This window comes from Aeromonas intestinalis (genome assembly GCF_054052485.1).
In genome coordinates, this window is sequence record NZ_JBSTYK010000001.1 from 307,343 (window position 1) to 331,379 (window position 24,037).

A 24,037-nucleotide genomic window follows, 5' to 3' on the forward strand; every position below is an offset into this window, starting at 1 on the left:
GAGATGGCGGTCAGGGCAATAGGCACACTGATCGATGATGGGGAGATGCTAACGCTGGGTACTGGAAGATTCAACCGCTACGGATTACCGATTCCGAGCTTAAAGAGCATCACTCACATAGAACCGATCCAATTCTCCATCCTTAAGCATTGCTTTTGCTTTGATAGTGATGATTTGGTTGTGAGCATAGCTAGCCAAATACTTGTTATCTGGCATCAAAAATGCTGGGTCACTGACCTCTGCTTTAATTCGTGCGTTGCTATCATCACCCACCAAACGAACCTTGCCAGTTTTAGATTCTTTATCTAGTTCGGTAAACACAACCTCCCAATCACGGAGGTCTGTTAGTGAGACATCACCTTCGGACCAAATTGCATCCCTAGTAGCTTTGTCTATAACCGTCTTGCCTGGGTCTGACTTCCTACCAATGGTTAACGTGTCACACTCTTGCCCTATTGGCTCAACGGCAGAACGAACAGATGGGCGCAGCGCATCCGCCATCTTCTCAATGGTGGACATCATGCGATCGATTACTTGTTGATCACGGTTACCAAGCTCTCGGATCGCCTGTTCAAGACGCTCGCTAAGTAGTTTCATTTCTTCCCGATTGCCGCTCGCTCTCGCCACTACATAAGCAACAATACCACCGAATAAAGCCCCACCAAAACCGCTAAAGAGCTGCTGTTGTTGAGCAAACTCAATGATAGCTGAAAGCTCAAAACACTTTGCTCTCGGCTCTGAGGCATATACCTTGACTCCTTGAGAACCAAATTGCTTCGTATATTCACGAGTTACAACAAAGTGAGATGATACTGCTAGCATTCTAGCGATGCCTTGTAATGACCCTCCCAGGGCGTACAAATCCATCTTATGCTGATCAGCCATTTTCCCATCATAGGTTACCGGGACTTCCATCAATTCGATTGCCACACCACTCTCCTTGAAATAAACCGAGGAATTTTACGGTGTCGAGCGACAACCACCAAGTGACCTTGTTTACAGTTCAAAAAAAAGAATCCTAAAGCTGTCAAATTCTATGGCATCGCTTACCGAGGATGCTGTCGGCTCATCGCCTGATAAGCAGCCAGGCCATCGGGGGCCTTGTTGAGGTGTGGGGTCGTTTTGAAGGGATCCGCGAGCGCGTTGAGTGCTGCCTTCTCGGCAGCCCTGGGATCCTGCTTGGCAACCGCCGCTGGGGTGGGTTCCCCTCGCATGGCATTGGCCGTCTGCCCATCCCGCCGCAGCTGAACCCAGCGACTGTAAATCTGGTCTAGCATGGCCGGATCTGCATGCTCAGATAGGGATTGCCCATTCGCTCCCGCCTCCTGCACAAACTCGCGGCGGAGGGCATCCTTGCCTACCCATTGCGTCAGCCCTGAGGGGGCAGGTTCAGACCCAGCACCGGCCGCTGGGGCCGGAGCCTGGGTTTCCAGACCGAACACATCACGCAGCCCCTGTGCCTGCTGCTGGGCTGCCTCTCGCTCTGCTGCGATAGCGGTCTCTCTCTCTTCCTGGCTCATCATGGTGTCACGGCGGATCTGACCGATCGCCTTATCGGTGTCTGCCTGCAGCTTCACGATGGCCTGGCGGTAGCCCTTCACATCGGCCCCGGGCGTTAATCCCAGGCTGGTCCGGATATTATTGGCCTTGGCCACCAAGTCATGGGAGAGCGCCGCACGCTTGTAACCAGTACCGACGAAATCAGAAATGGGGATCACCTTGGGTTTATCATCGCCCCTGGCTGTGCGGTTATCCGTCACCGGGCGATTGGCGGTAGAGCCGTCGTCATAGGTGACCTTTAACCCCAGCACCACGCCAGCACCATCCGGTGTCACCATGATGCGGCCCAGCTCCTTGTTCTCGATGGTCTTGCCGGTGGCGGGATCCACATCACCGATACCTGTCTTGATCTCCTCCTGGTAGAGGGTACCGGCAGCCTTGAGAAACTCGGAATTATTGATGCGGTTTACGCCTTCCTCACTGTTCCAGTCCAGCTTGCCACTTTCGGCATCACTCATCAGGCCCCTCGTGTAATTCACAAAGGTCTTACCGGCGCCTGTAAACTCGCTCTCCATATAACGAGCCGGGTTGTACTGCGCAGCCTTCGGGTCGCTCACCACCTTCCGAAAGACTTCCCCCGGGTCCTTGCCAGCCTCAATATCCGACCACCCCTGCTGGATAACCGGCAGGTTCTCCTGCTGATAGGCCTCTTTCTCCCGTCGCTCTCTGAGCCACTGGTATTCGGCCTCTGCCCGAGAATCGGCGCGCTCCGCCCGAGTGTTTGCCGCTTTGGTGCTGGCAATGGATGAGCGCACCTGTTCCTCATAGAGACCATCACGCCGAGCCTCGCGCTCGTCTTGCTTGCTGTCTCGCTGCCGGGCATAGGTCGTCTCATCGGCATACCGTTCATCAGACTGCCGTTGACGGTCCAGATTGTTCTGCCACATCGCATCACGCAGCCCCTGCTCTTTCTCCGCACGCTCGTCGGCCTTCTGGCCGCGCTGATAGTGGTTCATGGTGCCAAACCCGGCGAGGAACCCTTCGGCCAATCCTGAAACTCCCATCACTCCTCCTTAGAATAAGCTGGCCAAGAGGCCGACACCGGCCCCGATCACGGCGCCCCACGGTCCACCGACAGAGGCGCCAACGGCCGCACCGGTCCCCACGTTGGTCATGCCCTGCTGTTTTTGCTGCGCCTTGAGATTCTCATTGGCAGTCTCACGCGCCTCGTCCAACTTTGCCGACTCGTTCATCCCCTGCATGGCCTGGCGCCGCGTCTGGGCGCCAATATCAATCAGTCCATATCCCATCACATTCCCCCGCCTGCTTTAATCGCCTCTCGCAAGCCAGCATCGGCCCCGGTGAGGATCCCCATCTGACGTTCTTTCTCCTGCTCGCGCAGGCCATTCTCGGTACCGGCTGTCATCAACGCCATGCGCAGCCCCTGGCTGTTGTCTTGTGGGTTAGCCGGTGCTGCGACCCCCATACGGCCATTGCGATTGGCTGTGGCCTGCTGTGCGGATACCAGCGCATTGGTGTTGTTCTGCTCAACGCGGCCGAGCTGGTCACGCAGCAACTGGCCACTCGTGGCCTGCTCCATCAGCTCTTTCTGCTTCGGGTAGAAGCGCGTCAGCCAATCGTCATATTGCTGCCGGGTGATACTGGCATATTGGTCCGAAGCCCATCCCATCGGTTACCCCCTTAGTAGCCCTTGTTTTGCAGGACGCTGGCAGTCGGGCTGATCTTCTTGCCCGCCGCGGTCCCCCCAGCGGCGCTATTCATGCCATAGGCCGTGGCAGCACCACCAACGGTACCGACCAACCCCAGCACAGCCTGCTTGTTGTTGAACTTCGTTTGGGCATCGCTCGCAGCCTTGTTGAGGCTGGAGCTGGCCAGGTTGCTATATCCCTCGAGGGCCTCAGCTTTCTGACCCTGCCCCATCGAGACCACATCTTTGAGCCCGGCCACATACTTGTCCTGCTGGCTGGATTGCGTGCGGTTGGTGGTATCGGTCTGGCTCAGCGCCTGGTCCGTTTCCAGCTCGTGCATGGTGTTTTGATATTTGCCGCTGGTCGGGTCTACTCCAGACGCAGCCATGGCATCAGATAGCCCCTCCCGCGCTTCACCGAAGCTGTGGGCCGTGCCCAGGGCAGCGGTACCAGCAGCATCGTCAAAGGCCTCCTCTCCGTTCAGCTCGTCCACCTTGTCCATGAAAATGTCTTCGTACTGCTTGAGATCCGACTGGTAGATCCCCCATTGCTTCATCGCAATGTCCGCCATGGCCTTCTGCGCTGAGGTCTCTTTGATCTCGTTAGAACCGCCCTTCCCCATCACTCCACCTCACAGGTTGATCTGAAACACCAGCATGCCGTCGTCGTCATCGGGTTGGCGTACCCATCCCATCTTCGGCGCCACCTTGAGCCAACCGCGCCTGGTCGAGTGGAACCGCAGCCAGCGCGCGCTAATCATCCTGGCCAGGCGTTTTACCTCTGGCAGGTGCCTGACCGGAGCTCCCAGCTCTCCCCAACCGACCCACACCAGCACACCGCAGGCTCCCGCCTCCATCACCGGTTTCAGGACAAATCCATCCGCCCCGCGCACAAACAAAAACGCCTGCTTGTTGCGGCAGGCGTCATTCAAGGTGTGGTGCAGTTGTGGGTCCCGGGTGTCCCTTGCGATGCGATCAATCAGAACCTCATTCATACAAGCCCCATCAGCCATATGCTGTTCCCCTCGATGATCCGATCGGAGATGCTGCTCACGCCACCGAATGGCGCCACCTCGAAGGTGATGCTGGCATTGGTATTGGCGGGGATAACAAACGCATCCTGCATACTTGCTCGCATCCGGATCTGGTTTATCCCCACGGCGTATTCGGCCTGAGTGGTTGCGCGTGAGATCTCCACGCCATTCATCTTGCAAATCAGGGTCACCCCCATCACTCCCACCCCAGACACAACAGCACTTCCCGCAATCGCTCGGATGCAAACCAGATTCCTTGCCCGCTTGTAGGCCGCAATATTGAAGTTGCCAGAGGGCTTAATCAGCGTGGTCACATCACCGACAATACGGTCTGCGTAGATGGTTCCTTTCACCACGCAATCCTCTTCAATCGTGCAGTTACGCATCGTCATATTGTCGATGCGCCCGCCCTGGGCAGTCAGCCGGTTGGTGTAGAGGTTGCCGTCGCTGTAGATGATGGTGAACCAGCCCTTCCCCCACCCGGCATAAGGCCCGCCCTGGCCAAAGCCGGCGGATCCCCCCGACATGAAGGCGTTGCCCATATCGAAGGAACCGCCCGAGATAGAGGGCGCCGAGATGCTGACCCCGGCCTTGATATAGTCCGCCGTGATCTTCTCGGAGTTCAGGATCTGGATGGTGGCCTTGCGGATAATGGCCTCCGCCATCACGACCTGGCCATTGTCGATGGCAAAAAGCGGCGCCATCGGCTTGCTGCTGTTCGGGTCAAACACAAAGACTTGGGACGCGGAGATGGCCACCTGGCTGGTGCCATCCGACTTGGCGATGAGACCAATCCCTGCCGTAATCTCGCCGGCGCTCGCCTTGGCGCTCCACATGGCTTGAGCCCCACCTTCGAGATCCGCGATGGCCTGGCTTTGCTGCTGAACTGCCGCCCCTAACTCACCGGCCTTGGCGCTCACAGTGTCGATCCGCTTCCCCAGCGCACCATCAGCCGAAGCCCTGGCCTCCGTCTCGGTGGTGATCTGGCCAGCCAGCTGGGTATCCCCTTCTTTGTAACCAGCGGTGACTTGCGTGATCTTCTGGGCCAGCGCCTCCTGGGCATTGGTGCGCGCCTGCACTTCCTCATCTAGGCTGGCACCAAGCTGGTTGAGGTTGTTGGAAAGCTGCGGCACCTGCTGTATGGGCTCCAGCAGTGACTGGACCAGGTGACTCGCCTCAATCTTCCCCTGCAGCTCATCCAGAATGTCCTGCACATCCTTGCTGGTTGCAGCATGCAGCCCCTCGGTGCCTTGATAGGGACCTTCCATGGCATTCTTGTTGACGAACCGCACCCAGTAGAAGGCGGAAAACTCCTTGCCCACTGCATCGGCATAGACGTTGGCCAGTGTCGTCCCGACCCTGACCGCATGACTCAGGTTGTCGTCCCCAGAGCGCCACACCTCGGCAAAGGCATGCCCCCAGTATGTCGGGGCGTCCCAGGTCAGCACGATGGTATGAAATGCCCCACTAACCGAGACGTTGACCGGGGCATGGGGCGGCTGAACGCCACTCCACTCCGGATCGATGTTGTTGGCCGGGGGGAGCTCCGGTACCACGGCGCCGCCAGCAGTACGTCGCAGATTCAGCATCCCCAGGCCGGCGGCCTCGCGCAGGGTCAGCGCCTTATCCAGCCGATCCCCTTTCTGGCCGGTCAGGATCTGCATGTTCTCGGTCAGCCCCTGCTGGGTGCTGCTGGCTCGGAAGGTGTTCTTGCTCATTGCAGACAGACCTCCGCCATACTGCCGCCCAGGGTAATCCGCTCAACCTCGGCGGCTCCTCTCACCTCGACTTGCCAGCGCCGGCCCCGCAGTGGCGGCAACCGGAATCCGGACGGCGGGACCTGACCCGCCATCAGCTCGAACACCCTGACCCCATCGACAATCAGCGCGAAGCCAACTTGTTCGACGGCCTCACTCATCACCCGCGCACAACTGAGGCGCACGCCAGGAGGCAGCACAAACTCCTTGGACCGCCAGCACATTGGCAGGGCAGCAGTACCGCCACGCCATTGGTGCAGTTGGGTACCTTTGGCGATCATCAGGGCATCGAGTTGCATGTCTGCGACCGCCGCATCCCAGCGCCCGGATATCCAACGCAAGTCACCGGACCTTGGGTCAAATACAAAGCCATGGCTATCGGTCTGGGCCACATAACGCCCCTCGCTGTACCAGGCTCGCAGCGTGTCGGGTTTCAGAGCCTGCCACTGCTCCCGGGTGATGATCCCCTCGGTCACCAACGCACCACCGTCGGCCCCGACACCGACCAGCCCATCCGGCGCGGCGTACAAGACCATCCCATCCAGCGCCACCATTGAGCGGGGGCTGACACAGGCCTGTGGGGTAGGCGTGAGCTTCTGACCCGTAATGGAGGACGGGGACGCCCCTTGGAAGAGATAGGGATAGCCCTTGGTGCCCACAACCAGCGCCGTGTCGATGGCAGCGATCGCCACAATGTCGTGCTCAGTAGTCAGCTTGTATTGATCCGGCCAGGCATAAGGCAGGAAGGGCTCGGAAAACAGGACCGCATTGCCGACAAACCCGGCACAGATGCCATTGGCCATCTGGCAGATCCCGCGCATCTTGTCGGGAGGCATGCTGTAGCCGTAGGTCTCCAGTACCGGCCCCAGCTCTCCATCTTTCTTGGCATCGCTGTAGCTGGCCGTCGCAATGGGCAGATCGGCAACCAGCAGATAGTCAGCTAGGCCACCACCCGACACCGAGCGGTAGAGACGCCGCCGGGTGATATTGCTGTTGTTGGTCGGGACCGCAGACAGGCCCACAACCACCGTCGAGCCCGGGATCGTGATCGTCGTCTTGCCGCTGGCCGGTCCCGGAGCCCCCTCCTCCCCCAGCCCGGTCACGTAGGTCTCCACGTAGAAGCGGGTCTCGTCATCCGTCGGGTCATCATCCTTGCTGCCAGAGGGTGGCGTGACGGATTGCACGTTCGGCGGCGTGGCCGGCACCGGCACCCCCAGCCGATACCAGGCCGTAGGCTTGTTGTCGCCCCCAGTGGCGATCGCGTCGTAGGTTAGCTTGGGAAACTCGCCATCGGTGAAGTAGACGCGGTTGTACTGATCCTGGGCGATGGGCGATCGCATGACCTCCACCTGCTTGTTCCAGGCAAACCAGTGCGCACCGTAGTAGTGGAACAGCGTCTTGGGGGTGGTCGGCAGGGAGACGCCAACCGCCTTGTCTGTCATCAGTGGTGCCACCACCCCGCGGTCAAAATGACAATCTTGGGCCAGGGTGGCCGCCTCGTCCGGCAATAGGTGGTCTGCCACGCGCGGCACCATGCCTCGCATAGTCACGATGTCGATCAATGGCATGGGGTTTCTCGAAGGCTGGAAACGAAAAAGCCCCACTCGTTAGAGCAGGGCCATGATGGGGCTATGCTAACGCTGCACCGAGCGATGAGCAAGCTCACCAAGCATTGCGAAGCGGGATCTTGCGCTCGTCATACTCGATGCTATCCCGGCAGTGCGTCGGGCTGCGCATGATGAAGTTGATGGCTTTCTCTGCCCTCAATGCCCAAGGCTTTCCCTGCTTGGCGTTGTAGCCCACGTTGCCAGAGATGGTTTCATCAGGCCGGCCGCCCAGGAGGGTGTTGCCAAGCTGGTCAATGGAGACCAGCACGCGAAAGAGGTACCGGGTAACTCGATTGCTCATGTCATGTCCTTGTTGGTTGATGGAGCCTGTGGAGGCGGCATTACGCGACACGCCGTACTTTCAGAATGGTTTTCCAATTACCACTCCCGCCATAAACCAGGATGTTGGTTGAGGGGCTATACCCAAACCAGGTGGGATTGTTTCCTGAGGTAACCGCACTGTAGTAAACGCTACTCTTCGAGTACGTCCGCCCAAGCGTCCGATCCACTTCCAGCATGACCGTGGCGGTGAAGTTACCGCCATCCCCAACATGGAAGGTGATGGCGTACAGGCCATCAGGCAGGTTAATGGAAAGAGAGTCTGTGCCGGTGTTGCTTTTGTAGAGAATGTTCGCGCTATTTTCCCCTACGTCAGCGGCAGAGGGCTTGTTCACGGTGTCGTAATCCCTTGCCCAAACAGTCCAGGCACCGGTGCTGTATTGCGCTCGAGTCCACACCCGGCTGGAGTTGTAGACGTGGTAACGCTGCTGGGGACCTGCACCAGAGGTCACAATCAGGCTGCCGGCAGAGTTCTCAGGATAATGCTGAGCTGCAGAGGTATTAGCGTTCGCGTGCTGGGCGTAGTGTCCCGGCGTCTTGATGGTATCCAGGTCCTCCTTCGCCAAGCTGATCGGATTGAGCAAACTGCCAGGGTGTGAGTGGTCCGCTGTCGCCAGATCAGGTTTGTCGGTCACCTCACTCCATGCAGGCCAGCGAGTCGCTTGCGTTGGGACATCTGTCAACTCGGACCATGGGTGGTTATGCGCTGATGGCGGCATCGAGGACGGCTTACCCGTTACTTCCCCCCAAGTTGGCCACCGTGTGGCCTGAGTTGGCACTCCCGTCAGATCCGCCCAAGGATGAGTGTGTGCGGATGGCGGCATTGTGCCTGGTTTTCCCGTCACTTCACCCCACGCTGGCCAGCGAGTCGCCTGAACAGGAACCTGATCGAGTTGGCTCCACGGATGCCGATGAGCTGCCGCAGCAAAATCGGGCTTGTCGGTCACCTCGTCGTAGCTCGGCCAGCGGCTGGCGGTGGCAGGCACTTCATCCAGCTCACTCCAAGGGTGGCGGTGAACCGCGGCGGCGATACTGGGTTTGCCGGTGACCTCACTCCAAGTTGGCCACCGTGAGGCTGTGACCGGGATCTGATCAATCTGGTTCCAGGGGTGCCGGTGGGATGCTGCGGCCAGGTCAGGCTTGTCAGTCACTTCTCCCCAAGCGGGCCAGCGGGTCGCATAGGTGGGGATCCCCGTCAGCTGCGACCAAGGATGAGTGTGGCTCGCAGCGGCGGCCCCCACCTCAGCAAGGGTGGGCCAGCGCGAAGCGTATACCGGGACGTTGGAGAGCTGTGACCACGGGTGGGTGTGCTCAGAGGGCGGCATGGTCACCGGTTTGTTGGTGATGTCAGCCCATCCCGGTACCCAACTGGCTGGCCTGGCCCCCACATCGGCCGCACTCAGCACCACGGCCCCGGTCATGCCATTGACCGAGATCACCGCGTCCGAGCCATCGATCTTGAACCAGGTACGGGTAGCCGGATCCCAGTGCAGGTAATCACCCGCCACATAGGAAACGCTGGCGATCACCCCAGGGTGAGAGATCCGATAAAACGGAACACCTTGGCTCACTGCTGGTGTGACTGGCACCCCTGCGGCGGCATTCCAGGGACCAGCCCAAACCAGCTGAGTGGTGATGGCCTGCGCCCACTTTTGGGCCTGCAGCGCCCAATGCAAAGCCGAGAACTCCCCGGGGCGCCCGTTGATGTCGCTCCCTTCCGGATTCTGAGCCCAGGCCTCCGCCATGCCCTCTGACACACCGGCGCGCTGGGAGCTGGCATTGGCTGAGGCCTGATCTTGCGCCGCCTGGCTCGCCTTAGTGCTCGCCGTGTCTGCCGCAGCCTGTGCCTGGGTCGTCTTCGCCACCACCACATCCCGCATGCCCTGAATAGCAGTTTTGGCCTGTGAGACGGTGTCGGTGTTGGTGCTGACTTCCTTGGTCTGCCCGGCAACTGTCGCCGCATTTGCCGCAACCTGGGTGGCTTTCTCCTGTACTTGGGTCCGGTCAGCCGTGACTTGCTCCGCCAGCGTGCCAACTTTGGCCGCGTTATCCAGCGTCACCACCTTCGCCCCCTCTGCCGCCTGGGCCGCCTTCTCGGCATTACTGGCGTGGGTACCGGCATTGGTGGCAGAGGTAGCCGCCGCGACTTTGGAGCTGTTCGCGGCGCTCGCATGGGTGGCAGCCATGCTTGCACTGGTGGCAGCCTCACCGGCCTTGGTCGTCGCCGTGGTGGCACTGGTGCTCGCACTGGTGGCCTTGGACGATGCGGTACTGGCGCTGGCTGCGGCAGCCGTTGCACTTGCTGCAGATTCCGATGCCGAGGCATTCGCCTTGGCCGCGTGGTGCAAAGCGGAATGCTTGCCAGGGACCACCGCTACATCCACCGGATTCTCCGCCCACTTCTGGGCACTGCTCGCAGACCCTGCCGCGGCACCCGCGCTGGTTGTCGCGTCGCCCGCATTGATGCCTGCTGTCGTGGCCGATGCGGATGCCGCTGCAGCCTGTTCAGCCGCAACCTGTTTTGCCTGCTCCGCAGTCACCACATCATTGCCAGTCTGCAGCCGATCTTCGGCAGTGGCTTCTGCTGCAACTTCTGACCGCTGCATGGCCTCCACTGCCCGATCAAGTAGAGGGGGCGTCAGGTTGATACCGCTATCGACCAGGATGCTGTTCAGGGGGCCATCGGTACTTTGAGCTGACACCACCCCGGTCCCCATGTAATCCATGTCCCCACACAGGTCGTTCTGGGCATAGACATCGTAGGTGCCGGCCGCCAGCTGGAATCGGTATCCCCCATCCTGCTCACATTTGAAGGTCATTGCCGACCCCATCAACACCTCACTGGTGGAACTGAGGGCCCGCAGCTCAATGAGTGCCCTCGGTACCGGCTTGCCAGCAGGGTCAGTGATCACACCATGGATCTGGATCATTGACGTCCCCCTTTGGTGCTGGCCTGACTGTCACGCATCGCCAGCATGGTGGCATCAGTTTCGGTGCTGATTGCCAGCGCATTCGTGAAGGATTGAAGGTGGATCTGCCCTCTTGATGCATTGGCCGTTACCTCCGAATCACGCATAAACGCCCGATACATTATCCAGTCCAGACAGGGAGTGATGTATCGGTCATCGACTTGGACATCGGCACCCGATCCGACCTCACTTTTCGTAACCGGGATCGGGAGAATACTGAGTACCAGATCGACACTCGCTCCCGCCTTCACGCCGGGGTACAGCCAGAAGGCGGTGATATTGGTTGGCTCGTGGATGTAAAGCTCCGCCTCTACTCCACCGGTACTACTAGCCCAGCTCGGGATAAGGCTCTCCAGATCGGCGCGAGACACATAACGGATCGTTTTGCCGGTCAGCGAGTTGCGCTCCACGTCGATTAGTTTGATGGTCCCTGTGGGGGCTGTCTGCCGAGTACCGGCGGCGCACGCAAAGGACTGCGTCTTAATGAAGATGTCCGGCCTGGCGCTGGCGATCGCGGATATGGCGCTGTTGTAGTAGGAGAGCAAATCATCCAGCCCCCAGTAGATCCGCTGCGTATCCGTCAACTCAATCGATGCTCTATTCAATAATTCACTGACCAGCATGACTCACCTCAGATCAGAAGAAATTCCGTTTTCGGACTGGGTTATGAACCCTTGCACTCTCGGTTTGCTCTATGCGAAATCGGTAGGCCGCGCGGATCCCGCCATAGAATGTGCCGCGGTTAATTTGAGCCAGCTCATGGTTTGTCCACGGCTTGGCCGGAAGCTGCTGCAGGAGATAGGCCGCCCCACACGCCAGCTCATGCGCGTAGTCCTCAACCAGTGCGGAAGGAATGAGTGTTGCAGTCGGTAAAGGCTCAATAGCCCCCACAATGCAAACGTTGCTCAGCGACTCAAGGAAGCGGATAGACTCAGCAGACTGAGCGTGATAGTGCCTGCCAGGCGTCAGAATGATGCCGTCTGCAGTGATGCGATGAAGCACCGACCCGGTCACCTGTGGCTCTCTCACATACTGCCTAGCACCTCGATTGATACTGCTGGCCATCGCAAAGCTGACAGTTTGCCCCTCAAGGACGCTGTCAAATTGGCGTTCCAGATGTATCAACGCGCTTTCTTTACAGAACACGATGGCCGCCTCGACGAGGTAGCTGCGTATGAGCGCGTCAGCACCTTCCGTGTGCGGTAGGTGGAGAACCCGCTGGCGAACCAGCGGGATCAGGGAGTCAGGACTGACCAAACGGCTGTCCAACACCGGCACCATTACGCGGACTCCTTCTGAGCACGCAGGGCATCGCGAACACGGGTGCGGAAGTCATCGACCCGCTCACCAGTTTCCTGCTTGATGTGAAGCTCGTACTTCTCGGCCACGGTAGCGAGCTGCGCGGAGGTCATCTTGGCCAAGTCCAGGCCGAGGTGCTCGACCACCATGCTCTGCTCAGCAGCAAGGCGGGCGGCTTCTTCCTCTGCACGGCGGGCAGCGTCGGCTGCTGCGGCCTCGAGCTCAGATTGATGGGCCAGCACACCTTCCAGCTCGTCGGCCTTACGCCAGACGGTCGGGAACTCCAGCAGTTGCATGGCGATGTGACTCTCCACATCCACCGAGGTGTGGCGCGGGAACACCATACGGGAACCGGTCACGGTGTCTTTCTTCATCGGTTTGTCGCCGATATAGGCGATTGCGATCTTGTCGCTCACGGTCATTTCTCCAGTCAGGGAAAAGAAAAGCCCGGCACAGGGCCGGGCTCACAGGGGTGGAAACCTTAGAGGTTGCCCACCATCTCGTAGTGCAGTTTGACCTTGACGGTACCGGTGGCAGCGCCGCCGCCCACCGTCAGGCTGATCTCCTGCCCCTCCTGGGTCATCAGGTCATCCACCGGGATGTAGCTGTTCACTGCCGCCGCGGTATTTTGGGCATTGATGATGGCGGTCTCCCCCACCTTCACCGTGAGGGTGGTACTGGCGCCGAGCGCCGCGGAGGTGAGCGAAATCCCCACCACCTTGATGTTCGGCTCCACCGGGTCGCCGAACACCACCACATCGCCGGCCGGCACGGCGGCCAGTTTTGCCACCAGGGTCGGAGAGATGGAGAGATTGCCGAAAGCGCCGTTGAACCAGCGGCGCAGGGTTTTAACCAGGGTCAGTTTGGCCATGGAATGGTCCTCTTGTCAGTCTGAGTAAAGGCGCCCCAGAACGGGGCGGCCCAGGATTAGCGAGCGATCGGGCTCACAGCGGTGTCCAGCACCATGCAACCGTGGTCCTGCACGTTGCCGTTCTTCTGCTTGAAGCGGATCTTCTGCAGACCGGAGATCCAGCTGATGGAGAGCTCGGTACCGTTGTCGTGGTCCGCCTTCTCCTCGTGCATGTTGAAGGAGCCACCTTCCACGCCGGAGCCAAAGGCATTGGCCAGTGCTTGACCGCCCAGCAGGATGGCGCGGTCAATGGTGGTGCCTGCGGTCTTCTCCACCTCCACACCGGTTGCGGAGTTGGCCGCACACACCTTGACGGTGCTGCCCTGGTTGAAGCGGATCGGCATCCCGGGGTACTGCTTGACCAGGATGTTGCGCCACATGGCGCTGTCACCCTGGAACAGTGGGTGACTCCAGCCCTTGCTGCGAGTGATCGCCCCCTGCAGCATCGCCTGCCAGTCCTTGCCGGAGCTCGAGGTGTAGAAGTCATGCCACTGGCGCGGGGTGACGTAAAGCAGGTACAGGGGGTCACCGGTGTTCGGGTCGGAGCCGAAGCGGATGGGCTGGATCGGGTTGGCCATTTCGGCCAGGAACAGCGCCATGTTGTCCACGCAGCCCAGGTTGAAGCGATCAGCCGCGTCGATCGCCTCGAAGGAGGTTGCATCCCCGCCGAAGAAGTGGCGCTCGTAAGTCGGCGCCGTCACCTTGTTGACCATGATCTCGCCGAACTCGGGATCTTCCCCCAGCGGTACAATGATGTCGGTGGCCATGTAGTCGCCACGGGCACCGGCCAGCTGGATCATGCCACGTTGGTCGGTCAGGCGACCGTAGTAGCCATCAGCCAGCATGGTGCGGGCGATCTGGCGCAGGTCGTGCTTGGTGCGCTTCTGGCTCATCTTGCCGCCGGCATCCACACCGTGACGGGTCTGGTTGATGGTCAGACCGAAGTCCGCCTGAGAGAGGTTCTCCAGGCGGCCGGCGATCTTCTTGTCACCCATGGTCGGGCGGCCAGACAGTTGATGGAAGATCTGCATGTCCACTTCGGTACCGGCCTGCTTGCTCAGGTCGGTGATGCGGACAACGGGGGCACCATGGCTGGTCTGCTTGCCGCCGTTGATTTTGACGCCCTTGGGCGCCTCCTCGGTCAGCATGTTGACCAGGGAGTGGGTGCGGTTGGCCTCGGTAAAGAGGGCCACCTGCAGGATTTTGTTGGCTTGCGCCTGGGTGACTTGGGTCATGATCCTCTCCTACAAAACAAAACCCCGGCACTGGGCCGGGGTCGGAATGGGTTTGGCTGATTTACAGGTCGTGCTCTGCAAGCAGGGCTTCGATCTGGGCAGCGGACATGTTGGACATCGCAGCCATCAGCTGCTCTTGGCTCATGCCGCCGTACTTCTCGAGTTTGCTCTCGTGCTGTACGGACTGGCCGAGGTCTGACGGGCTTTGTGGAATATGGTCGCGCTCCTCGACCTTCTTCTGGGGAGCCGGCTTCTCGGCAGGCGGTGCCTGCTGCTCTACCGGGTCACCAAAGGCGGCCTTGGTGCGCTTAGCCACTTCCGCAAAGCGCTCCGTCAGGGGTTTATCCTTCCACGCGGGATCTTCCTTGAGGCGCTCATCGACACTGACGGCAAAGGTGGCACGGTCCTGGTCCTTCTCCATCCAGGTTGCGAGCTCAGGTACCGCCTGCAGCGCAGTCTGAACATCGTTCGGGACAGAGGGAGCCTGCGACTGAGTGGGCTGCTGGGGTGCCGGCTGCGCGAGCTTGTTCAGGCGGCTGGCAATACCGGTCAGCACCTTCCCAATCTCGGGGTAGTCCTGGGCCAGTTGCTCAATCTCCTCAACGTCGAGCGCATCTGGATCGGCATCGGGCTTGATCCCGTGCTTATCCAGCAGAGCCTGCAGTCGCTCCCGTTCGCCGGCTTCGGCTTTGAGCTGCGCATTCTCGGCAGCGAGTGCCTGCCGCTGCGCCCGCTCAGACTCCAGCACGTCGTAGGGGATCTGGTGTTTGCCATCTTTGGACAGGATGACTTTGACGCCCTCCTGCCCTTCTTCCTGGTTGTCATCCTGGGTAATCTTGCCCTGCACCTCGGCCGCCGGCGGCGCGGTCTGTTCGCCCTTTTCGTCGGTGTGGGTGGCCTGCTCGTCCTGCTTCTGCTTCTCGGTGTCACCACCGTCCTCCAGCGCATTCAGCGCGGCCTCAAGCTCCTCCAGTGATTCGGTACCAGTCAGGTTGTTAAAGTCGATGGGGTCCATAGTTGTCCTCGTGGTGTTTGCGGGTGGTATCGCTGCCCAAGCGGGGCAAGGCTCTCGGGGAAAGCCCTCTCCGACTGGGGCAGAAATGACAAAGCCCGCACAGAGCGGGCTCAATCATCATTGGAACTAAACACAAAACCCGGCACGGTGGCCGGGTCTGGAAACGAAAAAGCCCAATCTCGAGAGACTGGGCCATGTTGGGGAAATCCTAACGCTGGCAGGTGGTGAATGCAACAGCCTTAGAGCTCAATCGCATCGATCTGTGCCTGGATCGTCTCAGCAAGCTGGGCCTGCAATGCCGCACGTTCGGTGGAGATCTGCTCCCCCTCTTGTTGCAAGAGCTCCATCTCCTGCAGCACCTTGCCCGTATTGGCCTGCTTGAGGGCGTCATCGAAGCGCATGGAGTCTATTTGCCTCTGCAGACGCTGGGCCTCTGTCTGCCATTTGGCTGCCCTCGCCTCAATCTCAGCCACCTTGGCCTCCGCCTCCCGCATTGCCAGTTCCTGCTGAGCTTGCTGCATCTGCGCCTGTTGCTGGGCTGCCTGCTGCTCCTCCGGCGTCATCTGGTCGGCCGGTTTGGCGATCCCCAGGGCATTGCGCACCCGCTCGGCAAACTCGTGCTTGTTGGGCACATCCATGAGCTCGACCAGCATATCAAAGCAGGCTGCTTGAGCCTGGGGCGGCAAGCGGGTCATGGCCTCCATCATCCGCTCGGCCAACTGCTGCTTGTAGGCTGGAGTCTGCTGAATGGGTGCCAGGGCGATATGGGCGCGCAACCGGGTCACATCGTTGGTCAGCATCTCCCCTTCCGGCACATTGAGCATGACAGCCTTGCGGCGCCCCTTGTCCTCCCGGTTGATGGTCACCTTCACATTTCGACGCTGTGAGAGCTCCTCGAGGAGGTACCCCAGTGCAAGCTGCCCGACCAGCTGCCGGCCAAACCGGTAGTTGTCGTTGATCTCGGAGAGGGTGGTGGCTCCCTGTTCCACCAAGTTGGCGATGGCCACGCCAGACTGCCCTGTTTCCCCCTGCCCCAGATAGGCGGCATAGACCCCCATGGTGTCCTGGATCAGCTTCACGCTGTCCTGCATCACCTGGAACTGCTGCGCCGCCACCTGGAAGTCCTGCTCCACCTTGAACACGTCCGCGATGGTCTGCTTGTTCTTTCGGTCCGGGTTCAGCTCGATCAGGCCGTCGGCGCGCTCCACCTCTTCCATCACCTGGTCGCGGCTCATGTTGGTGGCGTCCTTGTCCATGATCACCCGCTTGGCCTGCAGCAGCCAGGTGAGCTTGATACGGCGCAGGTTCACCTCGTCTTGGGCTGGGATGGCCCGGGCAATCAGGCCATAGGGTTCACGACTGCGGTCCTTGCGGTACCCCCAGAACGGTACCAAAGGATACATGTTGTGCGGGGCGCTACAGGGGCGATCGACCAAGGCATGTGGACCGGCAAACCAAGCCTCACGGATAGTTGCCACCGGCTGACGCTCCACGACCCCGCGGCCCAACGAAACGGCAGCGAGGTGAAGCTCGTTGCGCTCATCGAACTCGATGGCTCGCCCAGACTCGAGCAGCAGCACGCGACGCATGGTGTAGGTGCGGTAGTAGACCACCTGCAACAACAGGCGCTTCCGGTCGGTACTGCACCACTCCACCTGACGGGCATCGAACTGCTGCCACTCGTCAAAAGCATTCTGGGTGCTGGCGTCCATCCCCTCAATGGCGGTGACACTCACTACCCCATTCCAAGTCTCGCCGACACTACAGCGCAGCACCTCGGCCTTGCTGGGGAACATGGTGCAAGCCTCATCGAGGTCGAGCCAGCGGCGGCGCATCAGCCAGCGGCTGTCGGAAAGATCCAGTTCCCGGTGGTGCCAGTCCCAGAACACCTCATCCCGGTGAACGAAACTAAACCGGAAGCGCGGGCCGAACGGGTCAGGATTGCGGCGCACCTCCACCCAACCGATGCCCGTCTTGATCTGGCTGGCATAAGCCTCGCCACAAGCACGGTCACAACCGCCGAGCCGGGCCATATCGGCAAACTCCGAGTTCACCGCCTCGGCCAGCAGTTCGTATTCCTCCTCGATGTCATCGGCGACGACCATCAAGTCGGTGCGGGTCTTGGCCTCCATCCCCAGCACGCCGTCAATGGTTGGGGCGATCAGGTTGTGGATTGTGGTCGGCTGGCCGCGGTCCTTGAGCACCTTGACTACGTTCGGCGGTAGCTGGTCGCCGTCGTAATAGGCACAGCAGAGATTGGCGAAGGTGCGCCAGTCTGGCTGCCCCTGGATGTCGCTCATCAGGGCGAGCAGGCGTGTGGTATCGAGACGCCCCTTTGCGGGCGCCTTGGTCGGGGTGTCGTTCATCAGTGGGCCATCCAGTGCTTTTGTTGGCGGGGTGTGTTGTCTCGGACGATGCGCGCCGGCATGCGAGCCCGCATCTCTTGGGAAATCATGTAGCTCATCAGCTGGTCATCGAAGCAGCCATCCTGGGCGTTCATCCGCCCCTTCTTGTCATAGACATAGCTGGACGCCTCGTGAACAGTGCCTATCCAACGGATCCCCGACTGCCCGGCACGCAGCAGGGTCTTGAGCCCATCAACGACAATGGGCTTGCTCTGGGCCGTGGTCAGCCAGCCCAGGCGGTCTGTCTCGTCGTCGCTCTCCCGGTCGATGTACTCCTGGGAGTAGATACGTCGGGTGGGGTAGATGTCGCGCAGGCGCAGCAAGAAGGCGTGGCCGTGGTTGTTGCGCTCTGGGCCGACAAAGGCCGGGCCATACTCCTCGGATCCATACCAGCGCCCCACATGAGCAACCAGATGTGCCAGCAGGCCCGGGTCCAGATGCCCGAACCAGTGCGCCACCTGCTCGCCGTTGCTGCGCTTCACCACGTCCACGCTGGAGCGGTCGCCGTGCTCCAGCCCCTCGGAGATATCCACGCCGATCGCATAGTCCTCGTCGGGATCGGGGAGCTCCCACACCATCAGCAGGTTGGTCAGGCTCCTCTGCCCTCGCTCATCCAGCGTCTCGGGACCATTCACTCGCTCACGCTTACCGGTGACGGGGTCCATGTCATAGACCAGCTCAGGGGGCCGGCAGTCGCCTTCGGCGCGCATGGTCATGGTTGGGGCGAACACTCGGCGGCCGGAGGTGAGGAAAGCTTCCAGCGGTGTGCTGGGGAACTCCTGCTTCATCTCATCGCCCTGAGTGAACTCCTTGAGCACATACCACTGGCGCTGCTCGTCGGTGATGGTGCAATCCATGGCCAGCTCCACCGCGTCGAAGTATTCGGCCTGTTCCTTACTCATGGTCACGCCACTGGCAGGAACATCTGCGCGGTACTTGGGATCCTGCCACCAGGCGAAGAAGTGGAATTTCCAGTCTTGCTGAGTCAGCTCGCTACACGCCCGAGCGAGCTCCAGTGACTTCATGCTCATGGCGTGAAAGTCGCCGCCCACCCCTTCCGCAGTGCTCTCGATAAAGGCGATAGCGCCAGGGTGAATGGCGTTGAGGGTACCGGTGCGCACCTCCTTGGCCTTCTCGGGGTACTTGGCGCAGATCTTCCCGTGTTCGGAGACATGCAGGCGCTGGACGGTACCGGAGCGAAAGGATGTAGCCACCTGGATGCTGGAGCCATGGCGGAACAGGATGTAACCGCCATTAGCACCGCCGCGGCGAGAGGCTATCGGGAAGCAGGCCTTGAGCCACTTAGGTAAGTTATCGAACGGCACTTCAATCTTGGTGCGGTAAATCTCGCCGGCGGCCGTCAGGTCCTGGGCGATGATCCCGCACTTCAGGTTCTTGTTGAACAGCGCCTCATCGAGCAGGTAGATGTCTATGGCAGTAGAGAACCCCAGCTGGCGCGCCTTGAGAACGATGTTCAGGTACCACATGGTCCTGAACAGCAGCTCCTGTGCCGGTCGCAGCTTGAATTGCACCAGCTCACCTTGCTCGCTCTCCACCTTGTAGAGGTTGTTCATTCGCCACCACTTATCGCTGAGCTTTGAGCGGATGTAGGCAAGCTGCTCCTGTTCACTCATGGCAGAGATGTCTGGCTCAGTCATGACATCAACCCTCTAGTCCCCATCCCCTGAAGTTCGGCCGTCATTTCCGCTACCGGTGTCATATCAGCACCACCATCCTTCTCGAGGAGGTCAGCCTCAGCCGTCAGCTTGCGGGTCGCCGCCTCAATCCGCCGGGTGTCAGCCTCAATCTTCGGAGCGTTCACCTCGTCGATGCGTAGAGCGCTCAGGGTTCGCTCGATGGACTCAATCCGCTGGATATTACGGTCGAGGGCCTGCTCAGCTTTCAGGATCTTGTCGTAGAGCGCAATTCGGTCGGTCATCTCGCTGGCCGTGACCAGGTCCTGCTGCAGACCCTTGAGCAGTTGGGTGACGGAGATGACGCGAGCCCGGGTGAACTCCAGCTCATCACGCAGTTGCAGCTCACGGGCTTGGTCGAACAGCTCCTCTGCACCGAGGAACTTGGCATATCCGCCGTGGGTCAGAGCCGGCCGATCGCCGGGCTTCCACTGATTGGGCGGGTTGGGGTTGCCAGAGTTCCCATCGACAAAGCGACCGCCGCTGTCACGACCGTTGGTTTTCGCGTCCGGGGTTGATTCACCATTCGAGTGTGGGGATGCCGAAGCCCTCCCCCCTGTTCCCTTCCCTCCTTTGGCCTTGGCCTCATTCCCTTTGGCTTGCGCACTTTGCGCAGATTGCGCAGTTTTGCGCACTTCGGAATGCGCAGTTTGCGCAGCTATGCGAGATTCACCAGGTTGCGCAGGGGGTTGCCCCCGAGATTTCAAATAGCGACGCGCCGAGTTGTAGTTCAGGCCACGGCTGTCACACCAGTCTTTCGCACTGATGCCGGTCGCTTCATGCTCCTGCAGGTACTCTGCATTGAGCTGTGCCCAGTCGGTCTTTGCCATTTAGAGAGATAGCTCGCCTTCAACGATGGAATCTCCAGGTGCTGGCTTGTGAGCCGCCGGCACCACGACGGAGATACCGGAGGAAAGAACAACCAGAGCCTCGCTCCCGTCGTAGTGCTCCACGCGGATGATGACCCCTGTCACATCGATACCGTTCACCACATCACCGCTCCAGTTCATCTGTCTCACCTCCTTCCCCCAGAAAGACAAACCCCGCCGTTATGGGCGGGGCTTCATGGTCGCGGTGCGCAGGGAGTCATAGGCCCGTTCGCAGGCTAGTCCTGACGCTCGAGCTCGGTCATACGCTGCTGCCAGCTCACCCGCTCTTTCGTCAGCCCGGCTGAGCAGGTCGGCGAGCACCATGGCAGGTTGTCCGGCTGCCTGGCCTCCTTGGGCAGCACCGGGATTGCTGGCGCACTGACTTGCTCGGGCTGCCAGGCGGCGGGCTTGCTCGCGCAGCCGGCCAGACTCAAGGCCAGCAGCAGCGGCATCAGCTTGTGCTTGGGCAATTTGTTCTTGTGCATGGTCTCTCACCTCATCGATTTCTGCCTGGCGGCGCTGTTCTTCATCCCGGGCCTTCAGCTCTGCCTTGGCCCTGGCTGTGGCCAGACGAGCAGCCTCTTCATCCCACTTCGCCTGCCAGGTCTTGCGCTCCCCTTCCTTCCCATCGGCTTGACCGGACCAGTAGAGCACCACCCCGCCGCCAGCCAAGGCGGCTATCACCAGGGCGCCGGCGAGGAACGGCAGCATCCTGCTTTGTGGAGTCGTTACCATCACTCCCCCTTGCACTTCGCATTGAGGCGCAGCCGGTCTTTCCAGAGCCCGGGGCATACCCGGTTCCCCGGTGCCGAGCAGTCTTGATTGCCGGCACGCTTGAACAGCAGGATCGCCTCACAGGCCCCAGGGTAGTCGCCCACGTTAAGGCGCTTCACGATGGTTGAGCGGCAGAAGGCCCCAGGGCCGATATTGTGGGAGAGCTCGACATAGGCGTCGAACTCATATTGGTGGAGTGGGACCTTGATACAGGCCTTGAGGGAGTCCTCGAACACCCGCACCTCCCGAAGGCTCCTGTTCACCGCGGCGACGGGCGTGATGGTGTCACCCATCTTGACCCCTTCGGTGCTCCCAAATCCGATAGTGGGGAGCTTGGTACCGTGTACCGGGTCGGGGTAAGCCACCGGCTCATACCCCTCCCGATTCAAGATCCCCACAAAGCCGGCAGCACTCAGCGTGAGCGCTGCGATTGCAATGCGGACCTTACTCACTCTGCACCTCCCTGCTGGCGGCGCGGCTTGATGATATTCGACCAGATGAACCACCCCATCTGAACCGCTATCCACATCAACGTGGCGGCCAGCACCCAGTCGTTGAGCGAGTACCCGGCCAGCGTCATGCCCGACACCACGACCGGTGGCGCGCTCTTTGCCACTCCAGCGGCAGCGGCGGCCGTCGCAAACCCTTCTTCTTTCCCCATATATCGCCCCTCCAGAAACGACAAAGCCCGCACGAGGCGGGCCAGAAACGAAAAAGGCCAGGGTCGGTGAGACTCTGGCCATGATGGGGCAATACTAACGCTGGGGCGGCAGCGATTCAACCTGCAGATACATGAGTATCATGGGGTTGATGCATTTCAATGAACTCACGCCATTCTGGCTCAAGTTCCAGAGCAGACTGTTTCTCTTGGCTTAATGACAGCCAGAAAGGTAACCAAAAATACGTCCACCAGTATTCCATGTCTCCCTGTAGAGAACCCAAGCTTTCGGGATCAATCCATGGGAATGAATCTGCCGGAAGAGGTGGCTCTAACCTTGTCTGCTGGATAGCTTCAAGCACATCAAGGTCATCACTGGCAAATGAGACTATCGTTCCAGCAAAAGAAGGATGTTGAAAAAGCATCACTTTCTTACTTGCTGGATCCCTTGAGCGATTTAGAACCTGCGTATTCAGCTCAGGGCTCACCTCATATCCAACTTGGGCCATGACTTGGAATAGCATTGTCAGGCTATCGTCCGCGACGAGGAAACGAACGAGATAAGCTTCGATTGATGGCTCTGGTGGTAGTGGCGTAGGGTACCCGCTGTACGCTTTCTCTGGCGCATTGAGGAACCCCGAACCCTTGAAAACATCCTTTATATCAGGAGGGGTTTTCTCCTGTTTTCTTCCGAGTAAGTGACCCAGAACGCTCAGGATCTTAGTTTTCATAGATGTGATCTGCTATCCAGTCGGCACCATAGTATCCAGCAGCACCAGCAACAATACCACCAACCAAGCCCGTGATTATTGCCCCGGGGCCAGTCTCGATACCCAGAGCTGCGCCAGCTACAACCCCAACTTTGGCTCCAGCAAGAGCACTTCCCCAGCCTCCGGCTTGTCGAACAACCTCAGCAGAGATCGGCTTCACACTTCCTAGCTCAACTGAAGTTTTTGATGCTTTCCCCAAGTCATATGCGGTAAACGCAATCCCAAAAACTTTAACAACTCGACCAGCCTGTACCATCTTCTGTGTAACCGCGAGCGACTTCTCGTTGAAAATCGCTTTCGCTGGTACTTTCCCTACGAGTAAAGCTTCTTTATCGATATCCTTAACATAGCCAGCAATTTTATCTACTCGCTTAGTCAACTTTGGATATTGTGATTTATATTTCTCAAGCTCTTTTATTATGTCACTGGTTTCAACGATTGTAGTGCCGGATTGTAGTGCTTTATGTATGTCGATGTAGATGGCTTTACCTTGAAACCTGGGGGAACCACCGGGGAAGAGAACACTGGTTGAACTAAACTTTGATATGTTGTTCCCCATAACATGCTCGGCAATCGTGGTGTTTGCACCGAGTCCTTTAGGCACCAATCCATATCGCTCAGGAAAGACTTCCATCAATGCTTGGTATTTTGGGAGATTTTTCTGTTGTAGGAACGGATCATCAATCGATGAGTAGATTTTACGAACTAAGAAGCCATCTTTACCTACTGATTCAACGACAGAAAAGAAAAATGCTCTAGCTGGCATCCAAGTGGACGTTACTTCATGAACTGAGCCACCTTTTTCATTCGTTTGTACCGGCTTCTTATAAACATAATTCGTCATATCACTCATTGTTTCCACCTTTCAAGTGCAACAACACCAAAGTAAGCTTGCAGCAAATCTGCTTTCTCTGTCTTTATCCGGGGGATGCAACCATTGAGATCAGTGAACCCCTGCATTGTTTCCCCATTTGGCAATTCAACAAAGTACGGTGTTTTTGACAGTGGCTTCCCGTCATCTGATACGAGTTTGATCATTTCATCAAACGTTGGAACAAGTGGGATGATAGGAATGAAGGTTGAAGGTGGAGGGGGTAAATCACCGACAATCACAGTACCCGAACCAATGATCACCCCACCACAGTCAACAGAGCCACCAGTGATGGCCAGGGGCTTGCCATTAACGAGCACAGTTGATGAACCTGACGCTATCTTGCGAGGGTGTGGCGGGTGGTTCGGTTTGTCATGTGGTGCTAAGGGATCCCCTACCCTAGCGGCAGGGATCCCATCGATAAAGACATCTGGCGAGCCAGCGGTGATAGGCGTTGGATGAAAGCCTTCATGGTCGGTTCCTATATTGCCGACCTTGGCTGCATTCTTGGACATGATATGGCTCAACTGATGCTACTACGTGGTGGCATGCTGAGCTATTCAAAGCACACCAGGTTACCCAGAAACAAAAAAGGCCAAGATCATCTTGACCAATGGCCATTC

Annotated in this window: 26 protein-coding genes; all 26 read right to left on the reverse strand. The window is 59.2% G+C overall.

Annotated features, from left to right (window positions below):
• Nucleotides 1-99 precede the first annotated feature (99 nt).
• A complete protein-coding gene (locus ACW5W7_RS01315) occupies nt 100-930 on the reverse strand; it encodes a DUF7946 domain-containing protein (protein ID WP_456500511.1) in 831 nt (276 codons plus the stop codon).
• A gap of 116 nt (nt 931-1,046) precedes the next feature.
• Nucleotides 1,047-2,564, reverse strand: coding sequence for a hypothetical protein (locus ACW5W7_RS01320; protein WP_456500512.1), 1,518 nt, complete (start codon nt 2,562-2,564; stop codon nt 1,047-1,049).
• Between the two features lie 9 nt (nt 2,565-2,573).
• On the reverse strand, nt 2,574-2,810 hold the full coding sequence (locus ACW5W7_RS01325; protein WP_456500513.1) for a bacteriocin: 237 nt from the start codon (nt 2,808-2,810) through the stop codon (nt 2,574-2,576).
• On the reverse strand, nt 2,810-3,190 hold the full coding sequence (locus ACW5W7_RS01330) for a hypothetical protein (RefSeq protein ID WP_456500514.1): 381 nt from the start codon (nt 3,188-3,190) through the stop codon (nt 2,810-2,812). The genes ACW5W7_RS01325 and ACW5W7_RS01330 overlap by 1 nt, the downstream gene beginning before the upstream one ends.
• A gap of 11 nt (nt 3,191-3,201) precedes the next feature.
• Nucleotides 3,202-3,765: a hypothetical protein gene (locus ACW5W7_RS01335; protein WP_456500515.1), complete on the reverse strand. Its 564-nt coding sequence runs from the start codon at nt 3,763-3,765 to the stop codon at nt 3,202-3,204.
• A gap of 75 nt (nt 3,766-3,840) precedes the next feature.
• Nucleotides 3,841-4,203, reverse strand: coding sequence for a hypothetical protein (locus tag ACW5W7_RS01340; RefSeq protein WP_456500516.1), 363 nt, complete (start codon nt 4,201-4,203; stop codon nt 3,841-3,843).
• Nucleotides 4,200-5,960, reverse strand: coding sequence for a phage tail tip fiber protein (locus ACW5W7_RS01345; protein ID WP_456500517.1), 1,761 nt, complete (start codon nt 5,958-5,960; stop codon nt 4,200-4,202). Before ACW5W7_RS01345 ends, ACW5W7_RS01340 begins: the two co-directional genes overlap by 4 nt.
• A complete protein-coding gene (locus ACW5W7_RS01350) occupies nt 5,957-7,522 on the reverse strand; it encodes a hypothetical protein (protein WP_456500518.1) in 1,566 nt (521 codons plus the stop codon). Before ACW5W7_RS01350 ends, ACW5W7_RS01345 begins: the two co-directional genes overlap by 4 nt.
• A gap of 139 nt (nt 7,523-7,661) precedes the next feature.
• On the reverse strand, nt 7,662-7,907 hold the full coding sequence (locus ACW5W7_RS01355) for a hypothetical protein (RefSeq protein WP_050720183.1): 246 nt from the start codon (nt 7,905-7,907) through the stop codon (nt 7,662-7,664).
• Between the two features lie 40 nt (nt 7,908-7,947).
• Nucleotides 7,948-10,875, reverse strand: coding sequence for a prophage tail fiber N-terminal domain-containing protein (locus tag ACW5W7_RS01360; RefSeq protein WP_456500519.1), 2,928 nt, complete (start codon nt 10,873-10,875; stop codon nt 7,948-7,950).
• Nucleotides 10,872-11,537, reverse strand: coding sequence for a phage adaptor protein (locus tag ACW5W7_RS01365; RefSeq protein WP_050720181.1), 666 nt, complete (start codon nt 11,535-11,537; stop codon nt 10,872-10,874). Before ACW5W7_RS01365 ends, ACW5W7_RS01360 begins: the two co-directional genes overlap by 4 nt.
• Nucleotides 11,538-11,550: 13 nt before the next feature.
• On the reverse strand, nt 11,551-12,195 hold the full coding sequence (locus tag ACW5W7_RS01370) for a hypothetical protein (protein WP_456500520.1): 645 nt from the start codon (nt 12,193-12,195) through the stop codon (nt 11,551-11,553).
• Nucleotides 12,195-12,629 carry a hypothetical protein gene (locus ACW5W7_RS01375; RefSeq protein WP_456500521.1) on the reverse strand — a complete coding sequence of 145 codons (435 nt, stop codon included), beginning with the start codon at nt 12,627-12,629 and terminating at the stop codon, nt 12,195-12,197. The genes ACW5W7_RS01370 and ACW5W7_RS01375 overlap by 1 nt, the downstream gene beginning before the upstream one ends.
• Before the next feature lie 65 nt (nt 12,630-12,694).
• Nucleotides 12,695-13,084: a hypothetical protein gene (locus ACW5W7_RS01380; protein WP_456500522.1), complete on the reverse strand. Its 390-nt coding sequence runs from the start codon at nt 13,082-13,084 to the stop codon at nt 12,695-12,697.
• Nucleotides 13,085-13,140: 56 nt separating this feature from the next.
• Nucleotides 13,141-14,358: a phage capsid family protein gene (locus tag ACW5W7_RS01385; protein ID WP_456500523.1), complete on the reverse strand. Its 1,218-nt coding sequence runs from the start codon at nt 14,356-14,358 to the stop codon at nt 13,141-13,143.
• Nucleotides 14,359-14,419: 61 nt separating this feature from the next.
• Nucleotides 14,420-15,373, reverse strand: a complete 954-nt coding sequence (locus ACW5W7_RS01390; RefSeq protein ID WP_456500524.1) for a hypothetical protein — start codon at nt 15,371-15,373, stop codon at nt 14,420-14,422.
• 239 nt (nt 15,374-15,612) lie between these two features.
• Entirely contained in the window at nt 15,613-17,739 is a 2,127-nt protein-coding gene (locus ACW5W7_RS01395) for a portal protein (protein WP_456500525.1), read from the reverse strand.
• Nucleotides 17,739-19,436 carry a terminase gene (locus tag ACW5W7_RS01400; RefSeq protein WP_456500526.1) on the reverse strand — a complete coding sequence of 566 codons (1,698 nt, stop codon included), beginning with the start codon at nt 19,434-19,436 and terminating at the stop codon, nt 17,739-17,741. The genes ACW5W7_RS01395 and ACW5W7_RS01400 overlap by 1 nt, the downstream gene beginning before the upstream one ends.
• Nucleotides 19,433-20,302, reverse strand: a complete 870-nt coding sequence (locus ACW5W7_RS01405; RefSeq protein ID WP_456500527.1) for a terminase — start codon at nt 20,300-20,302, stop codon at nt 19,433-19,435. Before ACW5W7_RS01405 ends, ACW5W7_RS01400 begins: the two co-directional genes overlap by 4 nt.
• A complete protein-coding gene (locus ACW5W7_RS01410; RefSeq protein WP_456500528.1) occupies nt 20,303-20,482 on the reverse strand; it encodes a hypothetical protein in 180 nt (59 codons plus the stop codon). It lies immediately after the preceding gene.
• A 39-nt stretch (nt 20,483-20,521) separates the two neighbouring features.
• Nucleotides 20,522-21,133 (reverse strand): DUF2514 family protein, encoded by a 612-nt coding sequence (locus ACW5W7_RS01415; protein WP_456500529.1) that lies wholly within the window; start codon nt 21,131-21,133, stop codon nt 20,522-20,524.
• Nucleotides 21,076-21,567, reverse strand: coding sequence for a lysozyme (locus tag ACW5W7_RS01420; RefSeq protein WP_456500530.1), 492 nt, complete (start codon nt 21,565-21,567; stop codon nt 21,076-21,078). The genes ACW5W7_RS01415 and ACW5W7_RS01420 overlap by 58 nt, the downstream gene beginning before the upstream one ends.
• A complete protein-coding gene (locus ACW5W7_RS01425) occupies nt 21,564-21,776 on the reverse strand; it encodes a hypothetical protein (protein ID WP_456500531.1) in 213 nt (70 codons plus the stop codon). Before ACW5W7_RS01425 ends, ACW5W7_RS01420 begins: the two co-directional genes overlap by 4 nt.
• A 116-nt stretch (nt 21,777-21,892) precedes the next feature.
• Nucleotides 21,893-22,504, reverse strand: a complete 612-nt coding sequence (locus ACW5W7_RS01430) for a hypothetical protein (RefSeq protein WP_456500532.1) — start codon at nt 22,502-22,504, stop codon at nt 21,893-21,895.
• On the reverse strand, nt 22,494-23,396 hold the full coding sequence (locus ACW5W7_RS01435) for a glycine zipper family protein (RefSeq protein ID WP_456500533.1): 903 nt from the start codon (nt 23,394-23,396) through the stop codon (nt 22,494-22,496). Before ACW5W7_RS01435 ends, ACW5W7_RS01430 begins: the two co-directional genes overlap by 11 nt.
• A complete protein-coding gene (locus ACW5W7_RS01440; RefSeq protein WP_456500534.1) occupies nt 23,393-23,929 on the reverse strand; it encodes a type VI secretion system PAAR protein in 537 nt (178 codons plus the stop codon). Before ACW5W7_RS01440 ends, ACW5W7_RS01435 begins: the two co-directional genes overlap by 4 nt.
• Nucleotides 23,930-24,037: the final 108 nt, after the last annotated feature.

Bases quoted from the DNA above. Each gene is read 5' to 3' on its own strand.
- ACW5W7_RS01320 (WP_456500512.1), bottom strand. From the start codon at position 2,564: ATGGGAGTTTCAGGATTGGCCGAAGGGTTCCTCGCCGGGTTTGGCACC.
- ACW5W7_RS01325 (WP_456500513.1), bottom strand. From the start codon at position 2,810: ATGGGATATGGACTGATTGATATTGGCGCCCAGACGCGGCGCCAGGCC.
- ACW5W7_RS01330 (WP_456500514.1), bottom strand. From the start codon at position 3,190: ATGGGATGGGCTTCGGACCAATATGCCAGTATCACCCGGCAGCAATAT.
- ACW5W7_RS01335 (WP_456500515.1), bottom strand. From the start codon at position 3,765: ATGAAGCAATGGGGGATCTACCAGTCGGATCTCAAGCAGTACGAAGAC.
- ACW5W7_RS01340 (WP_456500516.1), bottom strand. From the start codon at position 4,203: ATGAATGAGGTTCTGATTGATCGCATCGCAAGGGACACCCGGGACCCA.
- ACW5W7_RS01345 (WP_456500517.1), bottom strand. From the start codon at position 5,960: ATGAGCAAGAACACCTTCCGAGCCAGCAGCACCCAGCAGGGGCTGACC.
- ACW5W7_RS01355 (WP_050720183.1), bottom strand. From the start codon at position 7,907: ATGAGCAATCGAGTTACCCGGTACCTCTTTCGCGTGCTGGTCTCCATT.
- ACW5W7_RS01360 (WP_456500519.1), bottom strand. From the start codon at position 10,875: ATGATCCAGATCCATGGTGTGATCACTGACCCTGCTGGCAAGCCGGTA.
- ACW5W7_RS01365 (WP_050720181.1), bottom strand. From the start codon at position 11,537: ATGCTGGTCAGTGAATTATTGAATAGAGCATCGATTGAGTTGACGGAT.
- ACW5W7_RS01370 (WP_456500520.1), bottom strand. From the start codon at position 12,195: ATGGTGCCGGTGTTGGACAGCCGTTTGGTCAGTCCTGACTCCCTGATC.
- ACW5W7_RS01380 (WP_456500522.1), bottom strand. From the start codon at position 13,084: ATGGCCAAACTGACCCTGGTTAAAACCCTGCGCCGCTGGTTCAACGGC.
- ACW5W7_RS01385 (WP_456500523.1), bottom strand. From the start codon at position 14,358: ATGACCCAAGTCACCCAGGCGCAAGCCAACAAAATCCTGCAGGTGGCC.
- ACW5W7_RS01390 (WP_456500524.1), bottom strand. From the start codon at position 15,373: ATGGACCCCATCGACTTTAACAACCTGACTGGTACCGAATCACTGGAG.
- ACW5W7_RS01395 (WP_456500525.1), bottom strand. From the start codon at position 17,739: ATGAACGACACCCCGACCAAGGCGCCCGCAAAGGGGCGTCTCGATACC.
- ACW5W7_RS01400 (WP_456500526.1), bottom strand. From the start codon at position 19,436: ATGACTGAGCCAGACATCTCTGCCATGAGTGAACAGGAGCAGCTTGCC.
- ACW5W7_RS01405 (WP_456500527.1), bottom strand. From the start codon at position 20,302: ATGGCAAAGACCGACTGGGCACAGCTCAATGCAGAGTACCTGCAGGAG.
- ACW5W7_RS01410 (WP_456500528.1), bottom strand. From the start codon at position 20,482: ATGAACTGGAGCGGTGATGTGGTGAACGGTATCGATGTGACAGGGGTC.
- ACW5W7_RS01415 (WP_456500529.1), bottom strand. From the start codon at position 21,133: ATGCCCCGGGCTCTGGAAAGACCGGCTGCGCCTCAATGCGAAGTGCAA.
- ACW5W7_RS01425 (WP_456500531.1), bottom strand. From the start codon at position 21,776: ATGGGGAAAGAAGAAGGGTTTGCGACGGCCGCCGCTGCCGCTGGAGTG.
- ACW5W7_RS01430 (WP_456500532.1), bottom strand. From the start codon at position 22,504: ATGAAAACTAAGATCCTGAGCGTTCTGGGTCACTTACTCGGAAGAAAA.
- ACW5W7_RS01435 (WP_456500533.1), bottom strand. From the start codon at position 23,396: ATGAGTGATATGACGAATTATGTTTATAAGAAGCCGGTACAAACGAAT.
- ACW5W7_RS01440 (WP_456500534.1), bottom strand. From the start codon at position 23,929: ATGTCCAAGAATGCAGCCAAGGTCGGCAATATAGGAACCGACCATGAA.